Source organism: Achromobacter kerstersii (assembly GCF_902859595.1).
GTDB lineage: Bacteria > Pseudomonadota > Gammaproteobacteria > Burkholderiales > Burkholderiaceae_B > Achromobacter > Achromobacter kerstersii.
Window position 1 is genome coordinate 317269 of the sequence record NZ_CADIJQ010000004.1, and the last position, 18397, is coordinate 335665.

At 66.8% G+C, this 18397-nt stretch carries 13 protein-coding genes and 1 pseudogene; 9 read left to right on the forward strand and 5 right to left on the reverse strand.

Annotated elements, in window-relative coordinates; translation table 11 throughout:
* Nucleotides 1–31: 31 nt before the first annotated feature.
* The 8 genes and pseudogenes from HV765_RS15215 (at nt 32) to HV765_RS15245 (ending at nt 13960) form a co-directional block, all read left to right on the forward strand.
* A complete protein-coding gene (locus HV765_RS15215) occupies nt 32–1738 on the forward strand; it encodes an ABC transporter permease subunit (protein WP_175170204.1) in 1707 nt (568 codons plus the stop codon).
* A gap of 1 nt (nt 1739) precedes the next feature.
* Nucleotides 1740–2813 carry an ABC transporter ATP-binding protein gene (locus tag HV765_RS15220; RefSeq protein WP_254600587.1) on the forward strand — a complete coding sequence of 358 codons (1074 nt, stop codon included), beginning with the start codon at nt 1740–1742 and terminating at the stop codon, nt 2811–2813.
* Nucleotides 2810–3577, forward strand: coding sequence for a 5-oxoprolinase subunit PxpB (gene pxpB, locus HV765_RS15225; protein WP_175170205.1), 768 nt, complete (start codon nt 2810–2812; stop codon nt 3575–3577). Before HV765_RS15220 ends, pxpB begins: the two co-directional genes overlap by 4 nt.
* Entirely contained in the window at nt 3574–4575 is a 1002-nt protein-coding gene (locus tag HV765_RS15230) for a 5-oxoprolinase subunit C family protein (protein WP_175170206.1), read from the forward strand. The genes pxpB and HV765_RS15230 overlap by 4 nt, the downstream gene beginning before the upstream one ends.
* Nucleotides 4576–4580: 5 nt before the next feature.
* The gene (locus tag HV765_RS15235) at nt 4581–5282 is read left to right on the forward strand and encodes a GntR family transcriptional regulator (protein ID WP_254600588.1); all 702 of its coding nucleotides are present in this window, start codon (nt 4581–4583) and stop codon (nt 5280–5282) included.
* A gap of 82 nt (nt 5283–5364) precedes the next feature.
* Entirely contained in the window at nt 5365–6306 is a 942-nt protein-coding gene (locus HV765_RS15240) for a 2-hydroxyacid dehydrogenase (protein WP_175170208.1), read from the forward strand.
* A 160-nt stretch (nt 6307–6466) separates the two neighbouring features.
* Nucleotides 6467–6571, forward strand: a pseudogene (locus HV765_RS32190) (ESPR domain-containing protein); the annotation flags it as partial.
* A gap of 30 nt (nt 6572–6601) precedes the next feature.
* A complete protein-coding gene (locus HV765_RS15245; RefSeq protein WP_254600589.1) occupies nt 6602–13960 on the forward strand; it encodes an autotransporter domain-containing protein in 7359 nt (2452 codons plus the stop codon).
* 60 nt (nt 13961–14020) lie between these two features.
* On the opposite strand, the gene HV765_RS15250 is transcribed toward HV765_RS15245, so the two are convergent.
* On the reverse strand, nt 14021–14572 hold the full coding sequence (locus HV765_RS15250) for a type 1 glutamine amidotransferase domain-containing protein (RefSeq protein WP_175170210.1): 552 nt from the start codon (nt 14570–14572) through the stop codon (nt 14021–14023).
* 184 nt (nt 14573–14756) lie between these two features.
* Here HV765_RS15250 and HV765_RS15255 point away from each other — a divergent pair, with 184 nt between their 5' ends.
* A complete protein-coding gene (locus HV765_RS15255) occupies nt 14757–15068 on the forward strand; it encodes a hypothetical protein (protein ID WP_054423002.1) in 312 nt (103 codons plus the stop codon).
* A gap of 22 nt (nt 15069–15090) precedes the next feature.
* On the opposite strand, the gene HV765_RS15260 is transcribed toward HV765_RS15255, so the two are convergent.
* The 4 genes from HV765_RS15260 to HV765_RS15275 all read right to left on the reverse strand — a co-directional run bounded on the left by HV765_RS15260 (nt 15091) and on the right by HV765_RS15275 (nt 18383).
* The gene (locus HV765_RS15260) at nt 15091–15882 is read right to left on the reverse strand and encodes a BON domain-containing protein (protein ID WP_175170211.1); all 792 of its coding nucleotides are present in this window, start codon (nt 15880–15882) and stop codon (nt 15091–15093) included.
* 197 nt (nt 15883–16079) lie between these two features.
* Nucleotides 16080–16757, reverse strand: a complete 678-nt coding sequence (locus tag HV765_RS15265) for a glycosyltransferase family 2 protein (protein WP_175170212.1) — start codon at nt 16755–16757, stop codon at nt 16080–16082.
* A gap of 10 nt (nt 16758–16767) precedes the next feature.
* Nucleotides 16768–17355 (reverse strand): class I SAM-dependent DNA methyltransferase, encoded by a 588-nt coding sequence (locus HV765_RS15270; protein WP_175170213.1) that lies wholly within the window; start codon nt 17353–17355, stop codon nt 16768–16770.
* Complete coding sequence (locus HV765_RS15275) at nt 17343–18383, reverse strand: acyl-CoA dehydrogenase family protein (RefSeq protein WP_175170214.1); 1041 nt, start codon at nt 18381–18383, stop codon at nt 17343–17345. Before HV765_RS15275 ends, HV765_RS15270 begins: the two co-directional genes overlap by 13 nt.
* Nucleotides 18384–18397: the final 14 nt, after the last annotated feature.

Consider the following 18397-nt stretch of genomic DNA (forward strand, 5'->3'; position numbering starts at 1 on the left):
ACGCCGGCGTGCGCGCCGGCGTCCCCCTGCCATGACTACGAGCACCGACGCCCTTCCCCTGCCCGCCGCCCGACTCCGTCCGGCCGCCGCTCGCCGGCGCGGCCGCGTGGCGGCCCTGGCCGCACTGCCGCTGCTGTTGTTCCTGCTGCTGTTCTTCGCCGGCCCCATTGCGGGTCTGCTCAGCAATGGGTTCAAGGGCGAGGACGGCGGCCTGACGCTGGCGCATTACCGGCATCTGCTGGACACCCCGATCTACCGCATCGTGCTGGGCAACACCTTCACGATTGCCGCGGCCGTCACCGTGTCTTGCGTGGTGCTGAGCTATCCGCTGGCCTATCTGATGGCGACGGTGTCGCCGACCGTGGCGCGCGTGCTGTTCTTTGCCGTGCTGTTGCCCTTCTGGTCCAGCGCGCTCGTGCGCACGTCGGCCTGGATTGCGTTGCTGGGCAAGAACGGGCCGCTCAATACGCTGCTGACCACCGTGGGCATTCTGGATCAGCCCATGGCGTTTCTGTACAACTTCACGGGTGTGATGGTCGGCATGACGCATGTGCTCATGCCGTTTGTGGTGTTGCCGTTGTATGCGTCGTTCCGGTCGCTGGACGGCAGCCTGGTGCAGGCCGCGCAGAGCCTGGGCGCGGGGTCCGCGGGCATCTTCAGCCGCGTCATCCTGCCGCTGACAAGTCCCGGCGCGGTCGCAGGCGGCATCATCGTGTTCATGAACGCGGTGGGCTACTACATCACGCCGTCGCTGATGGGCGGCCCTGCCCAACGCATGGCGGCCGAACTCATCTCGCACAACATCACCGAAGAACTGAATTGGGGGCTGGCGTCGGCGCTGGCTGGCGTGCTGCTGGTGACGGTGCTGCTGTCGCTATGGCTGTTCAACCGGCTCTTCGGCTTAAACAACCTGATCAGCGCAAGCTCCGGCAAGGGCAGCAACCACACGGGCTACCGGCGCACGCCAGGCGGGCGCGTGGCGGCGCTGCTGGGCGTGGCCTGCGCGATCTTCCTGCTGCTGCCCATCGTCGTCGTGATTCCGATGAGCTTTGGCACGACGGACTTCCCGATCTTTCCGCCGCCCAGCTATGGCCTGCGCTGGTACGAGAACTTCTTCACCGACGGCAAGTGGCTGGCGGCGCTGGCCTCCAGCACCAAGATCGCCATGGTGGTGACGCTGCTGGCCACCGTGCTTGGCACCGCCGCCGCGCTGGGCGTCAGCCGGCTGGCCGCGCGCCGCCAGGGCTGGCTGGATGCCTTCTTCATCATTCCGATGTCGGTGCCGGCCATCGTCACGGCGGTGGCGCTGTACTACCTGTTTGCGCCCATCGGCTGGGTGGCGAACTCCATGGCGGTCATTCTGGGCCACACGGTGCTGGCCGCGCCCTACGTCTACATCACCATGCGCGCGGCGCTGCGCAGCCTGGACCCGAACCTGGAACTGGCCGCGCTGGGCATGGGCGCGTCGTGGCCACGCATGTTCCGGCTGGTGATGTTGCCCGCGCTGATTCCCAGCCTGGTCGGCGGCGCGGTGTTCGCCTTGGTGAGTTCGTTCGACGACGTCGTCATGGCGCTGTTCCTGACGACCATCCGCAACCGCACCCTGCCCAAACTCATGTTCGAAGGCCTGGCCAACGACTTCGACCCCACTGTGATCTCGGCCTCTTGCCTGCTGGTTGGGGCAACGGCGCTGATTCTGCTTGCCAACCTGCTGCTGCGCAGGAAGAAGGAAGACTGATATGCACACCGCTCATACAAACATGGCTGACATGCCGCTTGCCTCCGACATCCGTCCGCAACGCCCGCCTGAGCGCCAGGGCAAGGAGCTGGTCATGACCGGCATCCACAAGCGCTATGGCGATTCCGTGGCGCTGCCCGAGGTGGACCTGACGGTCGCGCGCGGTGAATTCTGCACGCTGCTGGGCGCGTCGGGTTCGGGCAAGACGACGCTGTTGAAGATCATTGCAGGCTTCGAGACGCCTGACGCGGGCGTGGTGAAGATCGGCGGGCGCGACGTCACGCACACGCCAATCTCGGACCGCAACATCGGCATGGTGTTTCAGAACTACGCGCTGTTTCCGCACATGAGCGTGTTCGAGAACGTGGCCTTCGCCTTGCGCATGCGGCGCTTGAATGAAGACGACATCCGCCGCCGCGTGGGGGAAGCGTTGGAGCTGGTGAGCCTGACTCCGCTGCAAGACCGCAAGCCCGGCGCGCTGTCGGGCGGCCAGCAACAGCGCGTGGCGTTGGCGCGCGCGCTGGTGTTCACCCCCGACATTCTGTTGATGGACGAGCCGCTGGGCGCGCTGGACAAGAACCTGCGCCAGGCCATCCAGCTGCAACTGCGCCGCTTGCATCAAGACCTGGGGCTGACGGTGGTGTTTGTGACGCACGATCAGGAAGAGGCCATGAACCTGTCTGACCGCATCGTGATTCTGGAGCAAGGCCGCATCGTCGAAGCCGGCTCGCCGGAAGGTTTGTACCGCCAGCCCGCCAGCGCGTTTGTGGCGGGGTTCTTGGGCGAATGCAATTTTCTGCCGGCGGCCAACACCAGTACCGATGCCACCCTGGGCGTGCGGCCCGAGCACCTGCGCCTGGGCAGCCAGCTGGGCGGCGCGGACGTGCGTCACGCGGGCCGCGTCGTCGCCGCAACTTTCTGCGGCCTGCACTGGAAAGTGTTCATCGAAGCCTTCGACAAGGTCATCCTGGCGTATGCGCCACTGGGCATCGACGCGGCCGAGCGCACACCGGGCCAAGCCGTGACGTGGGGCTTTCACCCCACCGACGCGATGGAATTTTCCGCCGCAGCATGACGAGCGCCACGCCTTCCTCTTGCAGCAACGACGCGCCGCGCATTCTGGCGGCGGGCGATGGCACGCTGCTGGTCGAATTCGCCAACTGCATCGACGCCGACACCAATGCGCGCGTGCTAGCGCTGGCGCAGGCGCTACGGGCGCAGCAGCGCAAGACGCGCGGCGTACTGGGCGTGGTGCCGGCCTATCGCTCGCTAAGCGTCCGCTTTGACCCGCTGACGATCAGCCCTGCCGCGGTGCGTGAAGTGATTGCGCATTGCCTGGACGCGTCGGCCATCGCCATCCACACCACGCCGCGCCGCTGGGACGTGCCCGTCTGCTACGGCGGCGCGCATGGCGAAGACCTGCACGCGCTGGCGGAACGTCATCAGCTGGCGCCCGCCCAAGTCATCGCGCGCCACAGCGCGCCGGTGTACCGCGTGTTCATGGTGGGGTTCATGCCGGGCTTTGCCTACCTGGGCGGGCTGGACCCCAGCCTGCACACGCCGCGGCGCGCCATGCCGCGCGCACATACGCCTGCCGGCAGCGTGAACATTGGCGGCCAGCAAACCGCCATCGCCTCGGTGCCTGGCCCCAGCGGCTGGCATTTGATCGGGCGCACGCCGTGGCGCAGTTTTGACTTACGCCATGCCAATCCCTTTCTGTTTGAAGCGGGCGACGAGATCGTGTTCACGCCGATCAGCGAAGACGAATTCGCGCACATCGACGCCTTGCATGCTGATCCCAGCTACCGGCCGCAGCCGCGCACCGGAGGCCACGCATGAGCGCGCGGCTGCACATCGTTGCGCCCGGCATGCTGACCACCGTGCAAGACCTGGGCCGGCCCGGCTATGAACACATGGGCGTGCCGCCGTCGGGCGCGATGGACCCGGGCGCGCTGCGTCTGGCGAATGCGCTGGCGGGCAACCCCGGCGATCTTGCCGCGCTGGAATTCACGGTGACGGGCGGCCGGCTGCGCGTGCTGGACGCCGACTGCACCCTGGCGTTTGCAGGCAGCGCCGCGCTGCATGTGTCGGCGGCGGGCGGCTTGCCGGCGCGCGCGTTGGCGCCGTGGCAGTCGCACCGCGTGCCGGCCGGCGCCACCTTGACCATCGGGCCACTTGCGCGCGGCATGCGCGGCTACCTGGCGGCAAGCGGCGGCATCGCGGTGGAGCCGGTGCTGGGCAGCGCGTCCACGCTCACGCGCGCTGGCCTGGGCGGGATCGAAGGCCGAGCGTTAAAGCGCGATGACATCCTGCCCATCGGCCGCGCCCGCGCGCCGTTCCAGCGGCGCTGGGTGCCGTTGCGCCACACCGCGTGGTTCTATCGCGATGCCCCCATCGGCGTCATCCTTGGGCCGCAGCAAGATCACTTTTCCGCCAGCGAGATCCGCCGCTTTTTGAGCGCCACCTATCGGCTGGCGCCGCAGTCCGACCGCATGGGCTTGCGCCTGGACGGCCCCGCCATCGCGCACGCCCAGGGCGCTGATATCATCACCGACCCCATCGCGGCAGGCAGCATCCAGATCCCTGGCGCGGGCCAGCCCCTGATCGCCATGAATGACCGTCAAACCACCGGCGGCTACCCCAAGATTGCCACCGTCATCAGCGCCGACCTTCCGCGCCTGGCGCAGATGCGGCCGGGGCAGCCGCTGCGATTCGAAGCGATGGATGCGGCCGCCGCCATAGAACGCTTGCGCTCTGATACGCAATGGCTGGACACTCGCGAACGCGAGCTGCGCGCCGATCCGAACTTCCCCATCTTCCCTCTTCTGCTTCCGTGATTCCTATGCCACCCACCCCTGCCATGGAACGCCCCGCACGCGCGGCCGCACCGGTTGCCACCAGCGCCGCTGATGACTCGCGCGATCTGGTCGATGAAGCCTATTCGACGTTGTTGGACATGATCCAGCTGGGCCAGCTGCCCATCAACCAGCCCTTGCAGGAGCGCAATCTGGCCAGTGCGCTGGGCGTCTCGCGCACGCCGCTGCGCGAAGCAATGAGCCGCTTGATTGGCGGCGGCTTCGCGGTGCGCACGGCGCGCGGGCAATTGATCGTGCCCGAGCCCACGCTGCGCCAGTATCTTGAGATCTTTCAAATGCGTCTGCTGCTGGAAGGCGACGCAGCCGCCGCCGCCGCCACGCGCATGACGCCCGAGCAGGCCGCCGCGATTCTTGAGCAGGTCAGCGAGATCAAACGCCGCCAGCATTCCACTCATGAAGAGAATCACCGCGTCGACAACCTGCTGCACGACAGCATTGCAGCAGCCAGCGGCAACCGCTTGATGGCGCAGGCTATTCACGACCTGCGCATCAAGGCGCGCTGCTTTGATCAGAACGGCGCGCCCGAGCGGCTGATTCCCTGTTGCGATGAGCACATGGATGTTCTGCAAGCCATCCTGGACCGCAACCCCGAGGCCGCGCGCGCGGCCATGCAGCGGCACCTAAGCAATGTGCGCGTGGGCTTGGTGGCGCGGCACACCGAACTCTAGGGTGCATTTCCCATTCCGCTTTCCGCCTTCCGAACATTCCGCCTTCCGAATTTTGCCCCCCACTTCGCCTCTCCGACTCCGCATGCAGCCTTCGCCCCCCCTCCTCATCATCATGAACCCGGTCACGCAGGCCGACCGGGACCAGATCGCCCAGCACTTCGAGGTGATCTTCGCGCCCACGCCGGAACAGTATGCAGACGCCGTCGCCGCGCACGCCGCACGCGTTGACGTCGTTCTGACGATCGGCGCCATCGGCCTGACTGCGCAACAGATCGACGCGCTGCCCAATCTGAAAATGATTTATTCGATGGGCGCGGGCTACGAGAAGATCGACCTGGCGCACGCCAGGCTGCGCGGCGTGAAGGTCGCCAACGGCGCGGGCACCAATGACAGCTGTGTGGCGGACCACGCCATGGGGCTGATGATTGCCGTCATCCGCGGCATTCCCCGCCTGGATCAGCTCACGCGCCAAGGCGTCTGGCGCACCCAGGTGCCGCTGCCGCCGAACGTGTCCGGCAAGAAGCTGGGCATCGTGGGCTTGGGCGGCATCGGCGAAAAGGTGGCGACGCGCGCGCTGGCGTTCGAGATGGAGATCGGCTACTTCAACCGCCGTCCCCGCGCTGGCGCCACGCACCGGTACTTTTCAACGCTGGATGAACTGGCGCAATGGGCCGACGTGCTGCTCGTCGCCATCCCGGGCGGCGATTCGACGTATCACCTGATCAACGCTGATGTCCTCGCGCAACTGGGCGCGAACGGGTACCTGATCAACATCGCGCGTGGCAGCGTGGTGGACACGGCCGCGCTGGAACGCGCGCTGCGCGAACAAACGATTGCCGGCGCGGCGCTGGATGTTTACGAAGGCGAACCGCAGTTGCCCGCAGGGCTGGCGGATCTGACCAACCTGGTGCTGACGCCGCATGTGGCCGGCTGGTCGCCCGAGGCCATGCAACTGATGGTGGACAAGTTCCTGGAAAACGCCCGCCGCCTATATGCCGGGGAACCGCTGCTTACCCCGATTTAAGACATCGGTGTGACGGCATTACGCCAGTGTGGCGCCCATGTAACTACCCAGTTTCAGTTATTTCTAAAATTTGTTACAGGATTTAAAATGTTGCGTAATAATCCGATACAACCGGGCTGACTCAAGGGGAGCAGCCTACGCCTCCCATTAATAGGCTGCTATGAATAAAACCTTCTGCTCCATTTGGAATCCGTCCCTGGGCGCCTGGGTCGCCGCGCCAGAAACCGCAAGGGTCAGGGGCAAGAGCGCTACCCGTGGAGCAGCAGGCCACATCGCAGGGCCACAAACACGCAGCATGCCGCGCAAGCGCAGCCTGGTGGTCGCCATGGCGGCGGTGTGCGGATTATTCGGCTATTTGCCTGCGGCGCAGGCTACGTGCAGCCCGGGATTTAGCACGGGCGCGAGGGTCATCTGCACGGGCTTCGACTTCAGCCTCAATTCGTTCTTCAGCAATATGGATGTCACGGTGGCCTCCGGCGCGGAGGTCAACGTGATACTGGGCGATCCAAGTGCCTTGACGTTGAGCGGCAACAACACACGGTTTACTAACCTCGGCACGGTTCAGCCGTCGGGGAACCCCAGCACAATGTTGGCCTCTGGCGTCACCATCGGGAATGCCAACAACAGCATTGTGAGCGTCACAAACCTGGGAGTTATCAAAGGTACCGTGGGGGTGCTGGGCGTCAACCTGCCTACTGTTCAGGGCGTGGCGCTGAATATCCAGAACGGCGCCTTCGGCACCACGACGGTCACCAATTCGGGGACCCTTTCATCGATGCCCCTGCTGGGGATTTCTATGGCGACCGCCGATGCGCCTGTCGTGGCGATCTCGGGCGGCGGCCAGGTCAGCATGACGAACACCGGCACCATTGCCGGCCGCGTGGCGTTCGAAGCATCGGCGGGCGGCAACGAATTCACCAACACCGGCACAATCGCGGGCAGCGTGTCTCTAGGCGCCGGGAAAGGCCCGAACCAATTCACCGCGATTACGGGCTCATGGGTGAGTCAAGGCGCCGGCCTGATGGATGCCCTTCCGGTTCAGAACTCGACGACAATGGCGTTCGCGAAAGCCGGCCTGGTCGATGGCGGCGTGGGCGGCAACAACACCCTGACGCTGCAAAACGCCATCGGTGGCGGTTCCGGCACCGCCGGTTCGGGCTCCATTTCCTCCGCCACCTACGTCAACTTCACCAACCTGATCGTCCGCAGCGGCACGTGGAACCTGTCCGGCCCGGTCCTGACAGGCACCACCACCACCACGCTCAATGGCGGCCGGCTGATCGTCGACAACGCAGCGGCGCTGGGCGCCGGCGCGGTGACCGCCAACGGCGGCGCCTTGCTAGCGGGCGCGTCGACCCTGACCCTGAGTAACGCGATAGGGTTGGGCGTCAGTGGCTTGACCGTATCCGGTAGCAACGCGCTCATCCTCGGTGGCGTGCTATCGGGTGCGGGCGGCTTGACCCAGAGCGGATCGGGCACCCTGACGCTGCAGGCCGACAACACCTACGCGGGGACCACCACCGTGTCGGGCGGCATCCTGCAACTCGGAACAGGCGGCACGACGGGTAGCCTTGGCACGGGCGCCATCGTGAACAATGGCCAGGTCGCCCTGGTCCGTTCCAACAACGCAACGCTCAGCAACGCCTTCAGCGGTGCCGGCACCATCGTTAAAAATGGTACTGGCGTTGCGTCACTGACTGGCGATAGCAGCGCCTTTACGGGCTCAACGACCGTGTCCAGCGGCGGACTGACCGTCTCGAATAAGTTAGGCGGCGACGTCACCGTGTCTCTCGGGGCCACGCTAGCGGGTTCCGGCACGATCAGTGGAAACGTTGGCGTGTCGGGCGGCACCTTGCAAGGGACGCAAGGCCAGACATTGACGATCGGTGGCAATCTGGACGTATCGGACGCCCAGATCAATGTGGCATTGGGCGCTGCGGGGTCATCTGCCGCCTTGTTCGATGTGGGCGGCTCCGTGACACTCGACAATGCCACCCTGAATGTGACGGATCTGGGCGGACTCGGCACAGGTGTCTACCGCCTGTTCGACTACGGCACGACGGCGAGTGGCTCAGTGCGCTTCGGGTCGATGCCCGCCGGGGTCGGCGCGGGCAGTCTGGGGCTACAGTTCCTCTGGGGCAAGGTCAATCTGGTGTCCACCGTCGGCACGGTGTTCGACTACTGGGATGGCGACACCGCCGGCTCGCACACCAACGGCGCCGTCAACGGCGGTTCGGGCGTCTGGAACGCCAGCAACAGCAACTGGACCACGTCCGATGGCGCGACGAACGGCACGTTCGCAACGCCGTCCTTTGCCACGTTCAAGGGCGTGGCGGGCGTCGTGACCGTGGATGCCAGCGCGGGCGCAATCGGCGTCAAAGGCATCACGATCGGCACGGACGGCTACGTCATTGAAGGCGATTCCATCGCGCTGCAAGGCGGCAGCCAGACGACGATAGGGGTCGGCAACGGCACCCCGGCCAGCAGCGCCTTCACCGGCACCATCAACGCATCGCTGACCGGTGCAAGCAAGCTGTTCAAGTCCGACTACGGCACCCTGGTGCTGGGCGGCAACAACACCTACACCGGCGGCACCGACATTCAGTTCGGCACGCTGTCGGTCTCGGCCGACAACAACCTGGGCGCCGCCAACACCGGCGTGGCGATGGTTGGCGGCACGCTGGCCACCACGGCCAGCTTCAACACCAACCGCAATATCGCGCTGACGCAAGACGGCGCCATCAACGTCGCGACTGGCACGCAACTGGGCCTGACCGGCACCGTATCGGGCTCGGGCGCTCTCATCAAGCAGGGCGCTGGCACGCTGGAGCTGACCGGCGCCAACACCTACGGCAGCACGCGTGTGCAAGCCGGCACGCTGATCGGCAACAGCGCATCCATCCGCGGCGATTTGCAGAACGCCGGCACCGTCATCTTCGACCAAACGTGGGATGACAGCGTGTCTGGCATGCTGCTCGGCTCCGGCGCCATCACCAAGCGCGGCGCGGGCATATTGACGCTGAATGGCCTGAACACGCTGAATTGGAAAATCGAAGACGGCACGCTGGTCAGCGACGTTACCCGATACTCGGCCAACGCCACCATCGGCGCTGCCGGTACCCTGCGCTTCAACCAAGCCACCGACGCCGACTACGCGGGCAAGTTGTCCGGCAGCGGCACGTTCGAGAAGACCGGCGCGGGCATGCTGAGCCTGAACGCGGACAGCAGCGCGTTCACCGGCACCACGAACGTCACCAGCGGCACGCTGATCGTCACCAACAAACTCGGCGGCGATGCGAATGTGACCAGCGGCCGCCTGCATGTGAACGGCACCTTGAGCGGCAACGCCGCCATTGGCAACAACGTCATCCTGTCTGGCGCCGGCACCATCGGCCAGAACGTCACGTTGACGGGCGGCATCCTGCAAGGCACGCAAGGCAAAACGTTGAAGATCGGCGGCGACCTCACGCTGGATAGCGCCAGCCAGGTCAACGTCGCGCTGGGCCGCGCCCCGTCCGGCGCGCTGTTCAATGTCGGTGGCGACCTGGCCTTGGCCGGCACGCTGAACATCACCGATCAAGGCGCATTCGGCGCGGGGGTCTACCGCCTGTTCGACTATGGCGGCGCGCTGACCACCAACACGCTGGCCATCGGCACCGCCCCCACGGGCATCACCGCCAATGACTTGCGCATCCAGACCGCCGTCAACGGCCAGGTCAACCTGATGTCCACCGCGGGCGCCACGCTGAGCTTCTGGGACGGGAGTAACACCGCGCGGCGCGATAACGGCGTCATCGACGGCGGCGCGGGCACCTGGCGCACGGATGGGCTGAACTGGACCAACGCAGACGGCACCCTCAACGGCCGCTTCCAACCCAACCCGACTTTCGCGGTGTTCCAAGGCACGGCAGGCACGGTATCTGTCGATGCGACGGCCGGCGGCGTGGCTGTGACGGGCATGCAGATCGCGACCAGCGGTTACCGCATCGAAGGCGATCCGATTGCATTGGCGGGCGGCGCGGAAACCATTTTGCGCGTGGGTTCGGGCGTGGCGTCCAGCTCGGCCACCTCCGGCACCATCGCCTCCAGCCTGACCGGCGCGAGCAAGCTCGTGAAGGCCGACTACGGCACGCTGGTGCTGGCAGGCAGCAACACGTACACGGGTGGCACCGAAGTTCGCGCGGGCACCTTGTCCGTGTCGTCCGACGCGAATCTGGGCGCGGCCGCAGGCGGGTTGACGTTCAATGGCGGCGCGCTCGCCACTACGGCAAGCTTTGATTCCGCGCGCGCCGTCACGCTGACGCAGGCCGGCGCCATCACGGTGGCGGCAGGCACCTCACTGGGCTTGCAAGGCGCCATCGGCGGCACGGGCACCCTGCAAAAGCTGGGCGCAGGCACCTTGACGCTGACGGGCGCCAACAGCTACGGCAACACGCAAGTGCTAGCCGGCACGCTGGTGGGCGATGCGGCCTCTGTGCGAGGCGACCTGGCGAACGAAGGCTCCGTCGTGTTCAAACAGGCCACCGATGCCAGCTACGCCGGCTATATCTCCGGCAACGGTTCGATGGTCAAGCAAGGCGCGGGCGAATTGACGTTGACCGGCATCAGCGGTCAGAACTGGCGCGTTGATGCGGGCACCCTTACGGCTCGCGCAGGACGCTACACCGGCAATACGATGATTGCCTCGGGCGCCACGTTGCACTTTGATCAAACGGCGGGCTCCTCTTACGACAGCGTGCTGTCTGGCGCAGGCCGGCTCACCAAGACCGGCACGGGCGCGCTGACGCTGACGGCCGACAGCAGCGCCTTCACCGGCAGCACCGACGTGCAAGCCGGCACGCTGATGGTGTTGAACAAGCTTGGCGGCGATGCTTCGATCACGGGCGGGCTTCTGTACATTACTGGCGAGCTGGACGGCAATGCGGCGATCAGCGGTGGCGGCACGCTGTTCAACGGTGGCCGTATCACGGGCAACGCCACGCTGGCAGGCGGCGTGCTGCTCGCCGAGCAAGGGTCCCAGCTTTCCATTGGCGGCGACTTGACGCTGGATAGCGCCACCCAGGTCAACGTGGAACTGGGCCGCGCGCCCACCCCGGCCTCGGCCTTGTTTAATGTGGGCGGCAACCTGACCTTGGCCGGCACCTTGAACGTGACCGATAGCGGCGGGTTTGGCGCGGGCATTTATCGCCTGTTCGACTACGGCGGCAACCTGGTGGACAACGGCCTGACCGTGGGCGCCACGCCGGCTGGCGTCGCCGCCGGCGCGCTGACGCTGCAAACCGCGGTGCGTGGCCAGGTCAACCTGGCGTCAACGTCCGGCGCCACGCTGAGCTTCTGGGACGGCAGCAATACCGCCCGCCACGACAACGGCGTTATCGACGGCGGCTCGGGCACGTGGCGCGCCGATGGCCGCAACTGGGCCAACATGGACGGCACGCTGAACGGCGTGTTCCAGCCCAACCCCACGTTCGCCATCTTCCAAGGCACGGCGGGCACGGTCACGGTCGACAACTCGGCCGGCGCAATCGGCGTCACCGGCATGCAGATCGTCACTGACGGCTATCGCATCCAAGGCGACGACATCGCGCTGCAAGGGTCTGGCGGCGAGAGCATCATCCGCGTGGGCGCGGGATCAAGTGCGGACGCCGCCACGACCGGCACCATCGCATCCCGCCTGACCGGCGCCAGCAAGCTGGCCAAGACCGATTACGGCACGCTGGTGCTGACCGCAGACAACACCTACACCGGCGGCACCGATGTGCGCCTGGGCGCCTTGTCGGTGGCGAAGGACGCGAACCTGGGCGCAGCCGCAGGCGGCCTGACGCTAAGCGGCGGCGTGCTGGCCACGACGGCCAGCTTCGATACGAACCGCGCGGTGTCGATCACGCGATCGAGCGGCATCGATGTGGCGTCCGGCACGACGTTCGGCCTGGCTGGCGCCATCACTGGCAGCGGTGACGTAACCAAGACCGGCGCGGGCATGCTCACCGTGTCGGGCGACGGCAGCGCCTACACCGGCAACGCGCTGGTGCAATCGGGCGTCTTGAACATCGCGTCAGCCGGCAAGCTCGGTGGCACGCTGACGCTGGCCAACGGCGCGCTGCTGCAAGGCGCGGGCCAGGTGGGCGCGACCACGCTGCAAAGCGGTGCGATTCTTGCGCCGGGCAACGTCAACGGCACGCTGAACGTCGCGGGCGACCTGACGTTCATGCCGGGTTCGGTCTACCAAGTGGCGGCTGACCCGGCCTCGTCCGCCAGCGCCCGTGTGGTGGTGAGCGGCGTGGCGAACCTTGCCGGTTCCGTCGTGCACGTCGGGCCGGAAGGCGGCTTTGAAAGCACGCGTCAGTACACGATCCTGACGGCGGGCGCCATCAACGGCCAGTTCAACACCGTGTCGTCCAACTACGCGTTCCTGGACCCGGCGTTGCGCTACGGCGCGCAGGACGTCACGCTGCAACTCGGCCGCAAGCAAGTGCAAGGCGACCCGGCAACGCCTAGCCGTCCGATCGCGTTCGCGGACGCCGCACGCACCGGCAACCAGCGCGCCGTGGCCAACGCGCTGGACAGCCTGCCGTCGGGCAATGCGCTGCACGAGTACATCCTGACCTTGCCGGAAGGCGCACCCGCTGCCGCCTTCAACAGCCTGTCGGGCGAAGCGCACGCCAGCGTCGCGTCCAGCCTGATGGGTTCCATCAACACCGTGCGCACGCTGCCGCTGTCGCACCTGCGCGCCAACCTGAATGCAGGCATGCGTCCGGGCGCACCCACGGCGCAAGCCGGCGGCACGCTGTCCGCGTCCGCCTTGCCCTCGTCGAACGCGCAGCCCGCCTGGGCGGAGCTCGTGGGCAACTGGCAAACGCAGAACGCCACCGACAACACCGCGCAAGTCCGTCAGCACACCGGCGGCGTCTTCGCCGGCGCCGACCATGCGGTGGGCAACGGCTGGCGCGTGGGCGGCGCGGTTGGCTACACCGACAGCAAGATCCGTGTTGACGACCTGGCCTCGAAGGCGGACGTGTCCGGCTACAGCGCGGCCATCTATGGCGGCAAGTCGTTTGACGCGGGCGCGGGCAAGCTGAACCTGCTGGTCGGCACGTCCTACACCTGGCACGACGTCAACACGGAACGCTACGCGACGGTTGCTGGCGCATCGCAAAAGCTCACCGCCGACTACGGCGCCAGCACCACCCAGCTCTTCACCGAACTGGGCTATGCGATGCCCTTGTCCGATCGCACCACCCTGGAACCCTTCGCGGGCGTGGCGTGGAGCGATCTGCGCAGCCGCAGCTTCCAGGAGACGGGCGGTTCGGCAGCCTTGACCGGCCAGAGCAGCAGCGACAAGCAAACCAGCAGCACGCTGGGCGTCCGCGCGCAAACGGACTTCACGCTGGCAGGCGCCGAAGGCCGCCTGCGCGGCACGCTGGGCTGGCGCCATGCGTTTGGCGACGTGTTGCCGCAGTCCACCATGGCGTTTGACGGCGGCCAGGCGTTCACCGTGGCGGGCGCGCCCATCGCGCGCAACGCGGCGGTGGCGGAGCTGGGCGCGGAAGTGGCCGTGTCGCGCAATGCGTCGCTGGGCTTGAACTACAGCGGCCAGTACGGCGGCGGCAACCGCGAACATGCGGGGTCGTTGAACGTGCGCTGGCGCTATTGAAGCCCGCTGCGATGAGCAAAAAGGGACGCTGATGGCGTCCCTTTTTTTGCTGTGCTGGCCCTACCGCTTGGCCGCCTGCAATACCTCGATGAAGGCGCGGTTGAACGCCGGGATGTCGTCGGGCTTGCGGCTGGAAACCAGAACGCCATCCACCACCACTTCCTGATCCACCCACTCGGCGCCGGCATTCTTCAGGTCGTCCTGCAAGGACGGCCAACTGGTCATCTTGCGGCCCTTGACCACGCCTGACGAAATCAGCAGCCATGCGCCGTGGCAGATCACCGCCACCGGCTTGCCGGCGTCGAACATCGCGCGCACCAACTCCTGCGCCTTGGGGTGCATGCGGATTTCATCGGCGTTGACCACGCCGCCGGGCAGCAGCAGCGCGTCGAACACCTCGGGTTCGGTGGCGGCCTGCAAGAACGTCAGGTCAACCGGAAAGCGGTCGCCCGGCTTGTCGTGATGCATCCCCAGAATCGGGTCGGTGCGCGCCGACACCAGCACGGTGCGTGCGCCTTCCGCCTGAAGGCTGTGGCGCGGCCCCGTTAATTCGACTTGTTCAAATCCGTCGACGGCCAGCATCGCGACGTTGAGATCGTTGAGTGTTCCCATGGTTTTTCCCTGTGTTGGTTGAGACCTGTGCGCAGGGCTTTCAGCAATCGCCATGCCACGGCCGGCAGACACCGCTCGCTCAGGCACGCGGCTTGCTGTAGTGCCCGAGCCCGTCACCACGGACCCTTCCCTTTCCCCCTCCACTCTTTAATCGTTGTGGTATTGCTCAACCGCCGAGACTGCCATGAACTCGCCCGAACTTCTCCCTCTACCGTCGACTGCGGTCGGCAACATCATCACCGTCCGCCTTGCGCCGCAAGTCACCGCGGCTGCGTCCGCCCCGACGCCGCAAGCGGCCAACGACAGCGTGCTGACGGATGTTCGCGTCGGCGCGATGCTGCCGCCGATCAGTGTCCCGGCCATCCCGATTTCCCTGCATCCGAAAGCCCCCCGCCCGTTGCGGGTACCGCCAGCCATTGCGCTGGCGGTTGCATTCTGGATGCTGGGCAGCGCCATATTATTGACGCTGGCCCTGGCCTACCGTTTCGTTTCCTGACGGCGCGGCGACAGGGGTGACGTCATGCCGACGCCGCCCCTTTTTCCGCTGCACCGGCAACGCGAATCCGGTTATCCACATCCTGCACGCCCACGCACGCATCTGCGCAATCTTCGATGCGATGCTTGGTGCGGCGGTCACGCACGGTGCCTTCCAGCGTGACGCAGCCATCCGCCACGGCCACCGACACATCGCTGACATCCAGACCGCTGTGCGCCAGGTGTTCGCAGACGTTTTCGCGCACGCGTTCGTCGGTGCGCGTATAGCCTTTGGGGTCGGTGCGCCGCGAGCCGCGATCCCGCCATGCCGTCGGCCCGCGGTTGTAGCCACCACGCTCGGCGGTTTCAAAAGACGCCTCGGGTTCATCCGCCCATTGCGGACGGTCGCCGTAGTAACCGCCTTCGTCGTCGCCATAAGAAGTGGGGCCGCTGTACGTCGGCTGGCGCGATCCGTACACCTGCTCGCGCTGGTAGGACGGGTCTTGACCGCTGAAACCGCCGTAGCTGCTTTGGCTGGGGTCGGCGCTGCGGCTGCGCACGCGGTCACGCGTTTCGCGCGTACCCGGTGCGCGGCTTGTGCCTTCGCCCTGGTAGCCGAATGAGGGCGCCGGGTCACGCCAGGGTTCCTGGTTGCCGGCGTGTTGCTGCCTGCGCGCATCCCAGGCGGGGTCACGCGGCGCTTGCCCGCCCTGCCGTCCCCGTTGCTGCGCCTGGCGGTAGGGGTCGCGGGCCTGCGGGGCGCTCGCGTCGTGGCCGACATTGCGGTTGAAATCATCCTCGTCGTCACGCCACGGATATCGTTGGTCACGGTTCATGTTCAGCCTCCTCAAAGTGGGTGTGCTGCCGCGCCTGCGCAGAGGTTCCGCGCGGGCGCGCTCAGCCATTCGCGCAGCAAGTGGTGTGCCGGACGGCCGGCGAAGACAACGCACGAACCCGGCGCTTCGGCGTTCACGCACCGTGCGTCCGGCAGTTCTTACAAGCCGGGTAAGAAGTACCGCGATGGGCTGCGGCTTCAGCGGGTTTTCCGGGGCTGATTCCACCCTTCCCGCAGCGCGCTGGCGAAGCCGCCCTCCACGCGCGAATAGGGACGTGCGCTGGTCGTGACCCGTGGCAGGCTCGTCCAGGCGATACGCGCGCCGCCTTCTTCCAGCTTGTCGACCAGCGCCTGGTCTTCGCTGCACGACAGCGCGGCGAAGCCGCCGATGCGCCGGTACGCGTTTGCCTCGATGCCCAGGTTGGCGCCGTGTACGTGGCGGTGTCCATCGCGGTCCTGGTAGTGCTGGGCAAAGCGTTTGCGCGCGGATGCCGCGTGAACACCATGCGCGGCCCAGCCCGACACGGCCACCGTGCCGCACACGACTTCCGCCTCCAGGGAAAGCTGGTCCACCAGCCAGCCGGCCGACACGCGGGTGTCTGCGTCGGTAAAGGCCAGCCACCGCGCGCCGGCGTCCAGCAGATGCTGCGCACCCAATGCGCGCGCCACGCCCACGTTGCGGGCTTGAATGCTCAGGCAATGGACGGGCCAGGCGGCAGATACGGTGGCGGTGCGGTCGCGGCAATGGTCCAGCACCACCACAATTTTCACCGGCTCCGCGCGCAGGCCCGGATGCCGCGCCGCCCGGGTGACGGCGCGTAAACAGGTGGCGATGGCCTTCTCTTCGTTGTGCGCGGGGATGCAGATTCCGATCATGGCTCGCTTCCTAGGATTGCCTGCGCCAAAGATCCAGGCGGAATGCGTCTTCGCGATGCTGCGCTTGGGCGGTGAGTCCGGGCAGCGCCGCCATCGTGTCATGGATGACATCGGTGGACTGCACGCGGTCATTGAAGTCCGGTCGCCAGTGGCAGGCGATCAGCTCGCCGCCGCTGGCCAGCGACGAATCCACCGCATTCAGGAATTGCGTCAACGCCCCATCATCCAGGTAGTACGCCAGCTCAGACACCACGATAAGATCGAAACCGCCCGGCGGTATCGGCGGCCATTCCCAGGGCAAGTCCAAGGCCATGACGTCGACATGGCGGATGCCGTCGGCGGCCAGACGCGCGCGGCAACGGCCGATGGCCGCGCTGGCCACATCCACCGCGCACAGGCGCGCACAACGCGGCGCCAGACGGCGCGTCATCTCGCCGTTGCCGCAGCCCGGCTCGAACGCATGCAGATAGTTTTCGCGGCCCAGCGTGGCCAGCAACAGTTCGCGCTTGCGGCGTTCATACCAGGCGCTGGCCACATGCCAGGGGTCGGCATGCGCGCGGTACAGATGTTCGAAATGATGCGTGTCTATAGCGCCCATGGGGTCTCCTGCTTAAGGATGGCGGCGCCATGCGCCGCCTGATCACGTTCGGCATGGCTTTGCCGGATGAATACCGGCAGGTCGGCCATCACCTGCGCAAAGGCGGCGTTGCGGCAGAGCGGCCCCGCGCCCAGCGCGCGGCCCGCACGTTCCAGCACCTGCGCCGCGGCCGACTCCACGGCCAGACGAGCGCGGGCGCACGACAACGCGCAAGCGTCGCGAGGATGCGCGTCGATATCGGCGGCGGCCTCGCGCAGCACCGCGCGCGCCTGAACCATGGCGACATCGATTGCGCCCAGATGCGCCAGCCGATGCGTATCCGCAGAACCGCCGGGTAGTGCGGTAAGCAGGGTATTTGCCACCCGGGTCATGCCGCCGTACCAACACGCCGCCACCCCCGCGCCGCCATGCAGAAAACCCGGGCGATGCACGTAAGCGCCGGGCGGGCCAATCAGTGTTGCCGACGCGTTGTCGAACACCACATCGACGCTGCCTGACGCCCGCATGCCCACCGCGTGCCAGCCTTGGTCCGTGATGGTGACGCCCGGCTGGTCCAGCGCCACCGCAGCCAGGCAAGGCTCGCCCGCCGGGTTCCAGCCGCTGACCAAGGCATGCGTCAATGCGCCCGCACCGGAGCACCACGCCTTGGTACCGAGCAACATCGCGGAACCGGCCGGCCCGGGCACGATGGCCAGCCGATGGCCGGGCGGTTCCGCGCACCACACGCCCCACAGGCGGGAGCCGGGTTCGCCGGCAGGCGCCGACAATTCGGCCAGGATGGCGAGCGCGTCGGTGTGCCCTTCGAAGAGTTTGGCCAGGCTAAGGTCCGCCGCCGCGACACGCGCCAGCACCTGCCAGCGGCCCAGCGTGTCGCCCCCGCCCGGCAGCGAAAGCTGGTCATGCCCGTGGTCCACCAACGCGCGCAACAAAACGCCGGGGTCGACCGGCGCGTGCGCATCGGCCAGCAACTGGCTGATGGAATGCAACGGGGATTCCAACAGGGAGACAAAGCCGGGGCGGTCAGTCATGGCGGGCGGGTAGC

Excerpts from the sequence above, each read along its gene's own strand:
- HV765_RS15240 (WP_175170208.1), top strand. The coding sequence starts at position 5,365 with ATGCAGCCTTCGCCCCCCCTCCTCATCATCATGAACCCGGTCACGCAG.
- HV765_RS15265 (WP_175170212.1), bottom strand. The coding sequence starts at position 16,757 with ATGATCGGAATCTGCATCCCCGCGCACAACGAAGAGAAGGCCATCGCC.
- HV765_RS15230 (WP_175170206.1), top strand. The coding sequence starts at position 3,574 with ATGAGCGCGCGGCTGCACATCGTTGCGCCCGGCATGCTGACCACCGTG.
- pxpB (WP_175170205.1), top strand. The coding sequence starts at position 2,810 with ATGACGAGCGCCACGCCTTCCTCTTGCAGCAACGACGCGCCGCGCATT.
- HV765_RS15235 (WP_254600588.1), top strand. The coding sequence starts at position 4,581 with ATGCCACCCACCCCTGCCATGGAACGCCCCGCACGCGCGGCCGCACCG.
- HV765_RS15260 (WP_175170211.1), bottom strand. The coding sequence starts at position 15,882 with ATGAACCGTGACCAACGATATCCGTGGCGTGACGACGAGGATGATTTC.
- HV765_RS15255 (WP_054423002.1), top strand. The coding sequence starts at position 14,757 with ATGAACTCGCCCGAACTTCTCCCTCTACCGTCGACTGCGGTCGGCAAC.
- HV765_RS15220 (WP_254600587.1), top strand. The coding sequence starts at position 1,740 with ATGCACACCGCTCATACAAACATGGCTGACATGCCGCTTGCCTCCGAC.
- HV765_RS15250 (WP_175170210.1), bottom strand. The coding sequence starts at position 14,572 with ATGGGAACACTCAACGATCTCAACGTCGCGATGCTGGCCGTCGACGGA.
- HV765_RS15275 (WP_175170214.1), bottom strand. The coding sequence starts at position 18,383 with ATGACTGACCGCCCCGGCTTTGTCTCCCTGTTGGAATCCCCGTTGCAT.
- HV765_RS15215 (WP_175170204.1), top strand. The coding sequence starts at position 32 with ATGACTACGAGCACCGACGCCCTTCCCCTGCCCGCCGCCCGACTCCGT.
- HV765_RS15270 (WP_175170213.1), bottom strand. The coding sequence starts at position 17,355 with ATGGGCGCTATAGACACGCATCATTTCGAACATCTGTACCGCGCGCAT.
- HV765_RS15245 (WP_254600589.1), top strand. The coding sequence starts at position 6,602 with ATGCCGCGCAAGCGCAGCCTGGTGGTCGCCATGGCGGCGGTGTGCGGA.